Source organism: Mesotoga sp. UBA5825, assembly GCF_002432955.1.
GTDB lineage: Bacteria > Thermotogota > Thermotogae > Petrotogales > Kosmotogaceae > Mesotoga.
This window is the reverse complement of record NZ_DJHG01000102.1, coordinates 820-8,617: the sequence shown is the minus strand read 5'-3', so window position 1 is coordinate 8,617 and position 7,798 is coordinate 820. Positions and strand designations below refer to the sequence as shown.

6 protein-coding genes and 1 pseudogene are annotated in these 7,798 nt (G+C 49.4%); 5 read left to right on the top strand and 2 right to left on the bottom strand.

From position 1 onward, the window contains the following. The first annotated feature begins 119 nt into the window (after positions 1–119). The 3 genes from B3N33_RS10495 to B3N33_RS10485 are packed head-to-tail and all read left to right on the top strand — an operon-like array spanning position 120 to position 4,164. The gene (locus B3N33_RS10495) at positions 120–2,276 is read left to right on the top strand and encodes an aspartate kinase (protein WP_292589908.1); all 2,157 of its coding nucleotides are present in this window, start codon (positions 120–122) and stop codon (positions 2,274–2,276) included. Next, positions 2,273–3,319 (top strand): threonine synthase, encoded by a 1,047-nt coding sequence (gene thrC / locus B3N33_RS10490; protein ID WP_292589909.1) that lies wholly within the window; start codon positions 2,273–2,275, stop codon positions 3,317–3,319. The genes B3N33_RS10495 and thrC overlap by 4 nt, the downstream gene beginning before the upstream one ends. Next, entirely contained in the window at positions 3,316–4,164 is an 849-nt protein-coding gene (locus tag B3N33_RS10485) for a homoserine kinase (protein ID WP_292593276.1), read from the top strand. The genes thrC and B3N33_RS10485 overlap by 4 nt, the downstream gene beginning before the upstream one ends. Positions 4,165–4,190: 26 nt before the next feature. Here B3N33_RS10485 and B3N33_RS10480 read toward each other — a convergent pair whose 3' ends face one another. Beyond that, positions 4,191–5,336: an asparagine synthase-related protein gene (locus B3N33_RS10480; protein WP_292593278.1), complete on the bottom strand. Its 1,146-nt coding sequence runs from the start codon at positions 5,334–5,336 to the stop codon at positions 4,191–4,193. A 38-nt stretch (positions 5,337–5,374) separates the two neighbouring features. After that, positions 5,375–5,608 (bottom strand): hypothetical protein, encoded by a 234-nt coding sequence (locus tag B3N33_RS10475; RefSeq protein WP_292593274.1) that lies wholly within the window; start codon positions 5,606–5,608, stop codon positions 5,375–5,377. A gap of 297 nt (positions 5,609–5,905) precedes the next feature. Between B3N33_RS10475 and B3N33_RS10470 the strand changes: the two genes are divergently transcribed. Then, positions 5,906–6,985 carry an NAD/NADP-dependent octopine/nopaline dehydrogenase family protein gene (locus B3N33_RS10470; protein ID WP_214079828.1) on the top strand — a complete coding sequence of 360 codons (1,080 nt, stop codon included), beginning with the start codon at positions 5,906–5,908 and terminating at the stop codon, positions 6,983–6,985. Position 6,986: 1 nt separating this feature from the next. Then, positions 6,987–7,798 (top strand): annotated as a pseudogene (locus tag B3N33_RS10465) (methionine synthase); the annotation flags it as partial.

The following is a 7,798-nucleotide window of genomic DNA, read 5'->3' as shown; positions in this document are numbered from 1 at the left end:
CTGGCGAAGCCAGCCTTGCGTCTCATTCCACTCTTTCCAACCTGACCCGCTACCACGCGTTTACGGTGTATACTTTTGATTAATAGCGGCTTCATTGCTTCAGGAGGGGGTGCACCAAGTTGAGGATCGGAATTGCCGGACTCGGCACAGTAGGGTCCTGCGTATATGCTATTCTTTCTGAAAAGGGAGATGATATCGAGAAGAGATCGGGAAGGAGATGTACTGTCTCCAAGGTGATAACAAGGACTCGAAGCAAGTACGCCAAACTTGGAATCCCGTCCGACCTGATCGCAGAGGATTTCGAAGACCTGATTATCAACAGCGATATTGTAGTCGAGACTATTGGCGGGACTGAGGCCGCCAGAAAACTGGTTAGACAGTCTCTGGAACTCAACAGAACAGTGGTTACCGCGAACAAGATGCTTATCTCCGAATTCGGTAATGACTTCTCCGGCAGTTCCGTAATTAAGAGTCTCTTCTTTGAAGCTGCCGTGGGTGGCGGCATTCCAATAATCTCGCTTCTTGAGGACTACCTGATATTCCACGGAATCAAACGCATACGCGGTATACTCAACGGAACAACGAATTTCATTCTATCTGAGATGCAGAAGGGAATGGGGTACCAAGAAGCTTTGAGGCTTGCTCAGGAAAGGGGTTATGCAGAAGCCGATCCGTCAAGCGATGTAAAGGGCTTAGATGCAGCATACAAGCTATCGGTGCTCACGGGGATAAAGACTGGGATTTTCCCCGGAATAGCGACAATAGAGACGAAGGGAATTGAAGGTATAGATAAGCTAGATATAGAGAGGGCTGCAGACGAAGGGAGGAAGATCAAGCTCATAGGGACGATTGATTTCGAGAAGGAAGGAGCTTATGTTAGACCTCAGGAGCTAGAAAGAGATGATCCACTTTGGAGCGTAGATGGTGTTGAGAATGCCATAGAGGTTGAAACGGATCTGTCTGGAAGGTTTATTCTCAGGGGAGAGGGTGCAGGCGCACAACCAACTGCAACTGCGATTATCTCGGATATTCTAAGGGCATCGAGATACGCCGAGAAGCAGAGCAATTCAGTCGTGATAATGAAGTTTGGAGGAACGTCGGTCGATACGCCGGAGAAGATAAGGGATGTTGCAAAACGTGTTCAGAGAAAGGTTCAAAGCGGAGTCAAGCCCGTTCTGGTTGTTTCGGCCATGGGGGTCGAAACTGACACTCTCTATGAACTCGCCGGAGAGATCTCCAGTAAGCCAAACGGCAGAGAGATGGATATGCTTCTAGCTACCGGCGAACAGAAGTCTATAGCACTTGTAGCGATGGCAATTCAGGAGCTGGGGATGAAGTCTATCTCACTTTCCGCCAATCAGGCTAGGATTCAGACTGACTCGAATTTCTCAAATGCAAGGATCGTCTCAATCGATGCGGATCTAGTGAGTCGCCACATTTCAAATGGATATGTTCCCGTTGTTGCAGGCTTTCAGGGATCGACATATACTGGCGAGATCACGACGTTAGGACGAGGGGGTTCGGATCTTACGGCCGTAGTGCTTGCGAAGGCTCTGGGATCACAACTGTGCGAAATCTACAAAGATGTGGATGGCGTATATTCTGCCGATCCGAGGATAGTTGAGGATGCCAGACCTATAAAAGAGATCTCATGGGAAGAGATGATCGAGCTTTCCAAACAGGGAGCTCAGGTGCTTCAAAGCCGAGCGTCGGAATTCGCCAGGAAGTATGATATAAAGGTGCTCGTGAAAAACGCGCACACGAACGCCAGAGGCACACTTATATGGAGGGGATCGAAAGTGGAGCAACCTATCGTAAGCGCAGTAACTTCTGATCAGGATATCGTAAAAGTAGTTCTGCAGGAAGTTCCTGACAGGCCGGGAATAGCTGCAAGAGTGCTCAAGACTCTTACCGAGCAGAATGTGAATATCGATATGATAATACAGAGTATGAGAAGTGGTGATTTCAACACAATGGCCTTTACCGTTCAGGCGAGCGACCTTGCAAAGCTCAAGCAGGATATTTTGAAATCGAGAAGCGAAGCCAGAGAAATAACCATAGAAAGAGCTATTGCAAAGATTTCCATAGTGGGCGTCAACCTGACTGCCACACCGGCCATAGCTGCGACTCTCTTCGAGACTCTTGCAAATGAAGGGATCAACATAGATATGATAAGCGCCAGCAACAGCAGAATCTCGGTCGTAATTGACAGCAAGAAGGTGCGTTTGGGTGTAAACGCTATTCACAGTGCCTTCAGTCTGGGGGAGATCGAATGAAAGGGTTAATAGCTAGCTACGAGAGATTTCTTCCCGTAACTCAGAGTACTCCGAGGATTACCCTCCTTGAAGGAAACACACCTCTGATATATCTGGAAAACATCAGCAGGAAATTCGGACCGAAAGTTTACGTGAAGTATGAAGGGGCCAATCCCACAGGCTCTTTCAAAGATAGAGGGATGGTTCTGGCTATCGCCAAGGCGATTGAAGAGGGTTCAAAGGCCGTAATTTGTGCCTCTACCGGAAATACTTCGGCCTCTGCTGCCGCTTACTCTGCAAGGACCGGTTTGAAGTCGATAATCTTGATTCCGGAGGGAAAGATCGCTCTGGGTAAGCTTGCTCAGGCGATGATCTATGGTGCAAAGGTAATTCAGATAGATGGGAATTTCGATGACTGTCTTGAACTTGCGAAGAAGATTTCTGAAGAGTATCCGGTAACGCTTGTGAACAGTCTGAATCCATACAGACTTGAGGGTCAGAAAACTGCCGCTTTCGAGATAATCGACGTTCTGGGAAGGGCTCCTGACTACCACTTCATACCAGTAGGGAACGCGGGCAATATTGCTGCCTACTGGATGGGTTATCGGGAGTATCACGAGAGAGGTCTGTCAGGCAGCCTGCCCAAGATGATGGGCTTCCAGGCCGAGGGAGCTGCCCCAATTGTATATGACAGGGTCTTCGAACACCCCGAGACTATTGCGACCGCCATTAGGATTGGTAACCCTGCAAGCTGGAAGAAGGCAGTCGCTGCAAGAGACGAATCGGGAGGGGTAATAGAGGCCTTGACCGACGAAGAGATCTTGAACGCGCAGAAGCTGCTCGCGAGCACCGAGGGTGTCTTCTGCGAGCCGGCCTCTGCAGCTTCTTTTGGCGGCTTTTTGAGAAAAGCCTATCAAGGGCTTATCCAGCCGAGTGATGTCGTTGTCTGTACTTTGACCGGGAACGGTCTCAAAGACCCCGATGCAGTCATCAAGTCTGTAGACATGCCTGTAGTCATTCATAACAGTCTGGAGGCAGTCGTTCATGAGGCAGGTCTGAAATGAGACTGAGGGCGCCGGCCACGACGGCAAATATGGGAAGCGGATTCGATGTCGTCGGCATGGCTTTGAAGCTCCATAATACCGTTCAATTCGAGAAGGCGAATCGACTTAAGGTTCTATCTATAGGTAGATATGGAAGAGAGATCGAGGATGCCGAAGAGATTTTCAGAAGTTCTATAGCGAGATTTGAGAAGATTACCGGCAAGGTGGTACCGGGAATCCAGATAATTCAGGAGTGCGATATTCCGCCGGCTCGCGGCCTGGGTTCGAGCGCCGCAGCGATTGCTTCAGCTCTGTTTATAGCAAACATCATGACCGGCGGGAGTATTCCCGTAAGGAAGCTTCTCGAGATCGGGACCGAGATCGAAGGCCATCCCGACAACATCGTCCCATGTATGCTTGGAGGGCTCGTTGTCTCTTACTACGACGGAAAGAGATTCGACTACGAGAAGTTTGAAATGCCAGATCATAGACTGACTTTTCTGGTGCCAGAATTCAAGCTCTCCACAGATGTAATGCGAAAGGCGCTTCCCGAATCGATTCCCTTTGAAGACGCTGTGAGCAATATAAAAAGCGTTTCGCAATTTGTAGCCAAAATCTCAAAGGGCGACCTTGGTAGCGCTCTGAAATACTCACAGGATGAAATCCATCAGACTTACAGAATAAACAGCGATTCACGGATGAAGGAATTCGTCCTCAGCATCGAAGAGAGAAGGCCTTCTTTCTGGTTTGTCAGTGGTTCGGGCTCGGCGGTCTGCTGCGATCTGGAAGATGTGGACGGAATTCCATATCTGGAAGCAGTCATAAGAACCACCCCTGCAAACGAACCATTTATCGTAGGTCTGTGAGTAATTGACTAGATAACGAGTTTCAGTCAGCTTCGATAAACAGTCTCTATGGCGCCTTCACATGGAAACAGGTCATCGAATATCCGGTAGTATAGAAGCTCTTCCTTTGATCTAATTCCGCTGTTTCGCCGTTCGTTCTCAAGTTCGGAGTCGGATATCGTCTCCTCCGCATACTCTTTCATCAGATGCGATGAGCCCGAACCGACGCTGAACTTGCTCTTCTTACGCCACACGACGCTCTCCGGCAGCTCGTTTTCGAACGCCTTTCTGAGAATCCACTTCTCTGTCTTTTCCGGTCCGTGGATCTTCCATTCAGCGGGTATGGAAAAGGCAAGATTCAACACCGAAGGGTCCATAAAGGGTACATCGAATTCGATTCCGAATGCAAGACTCATTCTGTCGTTCCGCTGGAAGCCCGAGCGATAACCGTTTCTCGTAATCCTTATCGACTCTTTGTCTATAGACTCTGCACTGGGCAGATCCTTCATGTACTCATAGCCGGCGAAGAGCTCGTCGGCCCCTTCTCCCATGAAGACGAACGAACTGCCTTCATCGGCTGCCAGCTTCGAAACGAAGTAATTGGGAATAGCGCTTCTGACCAATGGAGGATCGAACGACTCGAGATGATAGATTACTTCGGGCAAGACTTCGAGCATCTCATCGAAATCATAGGTGTGCTCTCTATGATCCGTGCCGAGGTACTCGGAAACCTCCCTTGCGAATTCCGGGTCTTCCCCGTCGCCGCTTCCAACGGTAAATGTTCTCAAGGACCCGCTCAGCGAACTAGCAACAGCTGCAATACAACTGCTGTCCAAACCGCCGCTCAAGAAGACTACCGCGTCATACTTAACTGCTGAGAGCCTCTTTTCAACGGCCTCTTCAAGAGAACTCCGCAGCAGTTCGGCTGCCTCTTCTTCGTTTCGAGCATCTGACTCATCTGTAAGCAGGTCTTCGAGTGAGGAGTACTTCTTGAACCCTTCGATGGAAGAGAAGTAGTAACCCGGCGGAAAGACCTTCACCTCACTACAGAAGGGTGTCAGAGCCTTGAGTTCGGAGGCACACGCGATCGACCCGTTTATGAAGCAGTAGTAAAGAGGCTTCATGCCTAAAGGGTCTCGGGCGATCAGAGTTTCTCCGGCTGTATCTATTGCGAAGGTAAAAGATCCGTCCAGCCTATCTATGAATCGATTCCCATACTTCCTGCGAAGACTCAGTATCTTCTCCGGCCAGGGCGCATCGGAGCAGTTTCTGAGAAAACGACGTACTCACCATGCCCTTCAAAGACATTCATGTCATCCTCATAGGCATTGCTCAACACAGCGCCCATACCTACCTCTCCGCCTGCCGCGAGGACTCTTGTCTCGCTCCCCCTATGTGCAAGAAAAGATAGCGAGTCTTCTATCATTTCTCTCTCGCCCCTATAGAAAACAGCGATTCCGCTCATCAAAAATCCCTCCATTTTGTTCCATGCGCGAGGACTTACCTGAAGCTACTTCTGGGATCATTACTATTCTGACACATAATAATTATATCATGTGAGGAAATCTCCAAAATTCATTTCTGAAGCCAGGTCCGCGCATCGCGTTCCAACTAGCTCAGAAGGCTTCATTCACTTAGTTCACAAGGAGGATTTCTGTATAATGGGAGTGCAGAGATTCCATTCACTTTGGAGTATCTGTTCTTTGCAGGTTATCATTTGTTTCTTATTCTTTTTCTGCACAGGGGATTGGGGAGGTGCGTTATGAAGATAGCAGTAATTGGAGCTGGCAACGGTGGACAGGCTCTTTCGGCGGTCCTTGCGATGCGAGGACATGATGTCTCGCTTTACAACAGGAGTCAAAAGAGAATACTACCGATACTTGATGACCGGAAAATAAGAGTTGAAGGTGAGTCTAGCGGAAAGGCCAAACTCAAGTACGTCGGAACGGATATGAAGAAGGCGATAAATGGGGTAGAGGCAATCATGGTGGTCGTGCCTGCCTTTGCTCATGCTCAGATTGCCGCCGGTCTGGCCGACTGCGTTACGGAAGGGCAAATCATAGTTCTGAATCCGGGCCGAACCGGAGGCGCGCTCGAGTTCGATAAGATCTTCAGGGAGAAGGGCGTTAGAGAGAAAGTGGTAATTGCCGAGGCCCAAACCTTCGTCTTCGCTTCGAGAATCTCTGGTCCGGGGATGGTAAGGATATTCAGGATAAAGAACGCCGTTCCGATTTCTGTTCTGCCTTCAAAGGAAAACGAGGCGATCATGCCGATAATAAGCGAGATCATGCCCGAGTTTACACTGGCAAAGAACGTACTGTACACAAGTTTCAACAACATAGGCGCAATCTTTCATCCCGGTGCGATACTTATGAACGCCGGTTGGATTGAGACGAAACACGGAGACTTCCAGTTCTACTTAGAAGGCATAAGCCCATCGGTCGCGAGAGCTTTGGAAGCGCTGGACAGAGAGCGCTGCGAGGTCACGAAAACTCTTGGCGTTGAGGCAATGGGCGCCAAGGAGTGGCTTGACTATGCTTATGACGTCAAAGGCGAGGACCTATATACGGCCATCCACAGCAACGAAGGCTATAGAGGGATAATGGCCCCGATAAGCATAGAGAACAGATACATAATGGAAGATGTGCCGATGAGCCTCGTTCCGATCAGCTGCTTTGGAAAGAAGCTCAAAATAGAGACGAAAGTCATAGATTCTATAATCAATATTGCTGGAGCGGTTATGGAGAGAGACTTCTGGAGCGGAGGGAGAAGTCTGGCCAGTCTCGGTGTTGATAAAATGTCCGTTGAAGAACTTACCAGGTACGTGGAGGAAGGGACCTGATATGAAGATACTGGCGGGAGCTATCGGGAGCGACATACACACTGCTGGCATTCTGAATTTCCTCTATCTGGCCGAAAGGGAAGGCTACGAGACGACATACATTGGAAGTGTAATCGGTATAGACAAGCTGTTGGACAGTGTGGAAGAGGCTTCACCTGACATAGTTGCGGTGAGCTACAGATTGGGCAAGGAATCTTGCGAGCAGCTACTGCGCGAACTGAAGCTGTCTCTGGAGAACAGGGGGATCGAGAAAAGACTGATCTTCGGTGGAACGGTTGAGACTGCTGAAATAGCAGAGAGAAGCGGTCTCTTCGAGAAGGTCTTTGATGGCAGCGAGATGCCGGAAGAAGTCGTTATGTTCCTCAGGGGCACGACAGATGCAAAAGGCCAGGTTGATTACCCGCAGTCGCTTCTCGAAAGAATAACATCTAAGAAGCCCTATCCGTTGATAAGGCATCATATAGGCCTGGAAACCGTTGAAGCAACTGAGAAGGCCGTCCGGAATCTCGCCGAATCCGGATTGCTGGATATCATCTCTCTTGCCCCGGATCAGAACTGCCAGCAATGGTTCTTTCAGCAGGAGAATATGATCTCTTCTGAAGACGGAGCCGGCGGCGCTCCCTTCAGAACTAGAGAGGATTTTGAAAGAATATATGAGGCAAGCCGAACAGGGAACTATCCATTGATGCGCTGCTACTCAGGAACAAGAGATCTTCTAAAGTTCTCACTCCTCTTCAAAGAAACAATAAACAACGCCTGGGCGGCCGTGCCTTTGACATGGTACTCGCAGCTTGACGGCAGGTCGGATCGCGA

Excerpts from the sequence above, each read along its gene's own strand:
- thrC (WP_292589909.1), top strand. The coding sequence starts at position 2,273 with ATGAAAGGGTTAATAGCTAGCTACGAGAGATTTCTTCCCGTAACTCAG.
- B3N33_RS10475 (WP_292593274.1), bottom strand. The coding sequence starts at position 5,608 with ATGAGCGGAATCGCTGTTTTCTATAGGGGCGAGAGAGAAATGATAGAA.
- B3N33_RS10485 (WP_292593276.1), top strand. The coding sequence starts at position 3,316 with ATGAGACTGAGGGCGCCGGCCACGACGGCAAATATGGGAAGCGGATTC.
- B3N33_RS10470 (WP_214079828.1), top strand. The coding sequence starts at position 5,906 with ATGAAGATAGCAGTAATTGGAGCTGGCAACGGTGGACAGGCTCTTTCG.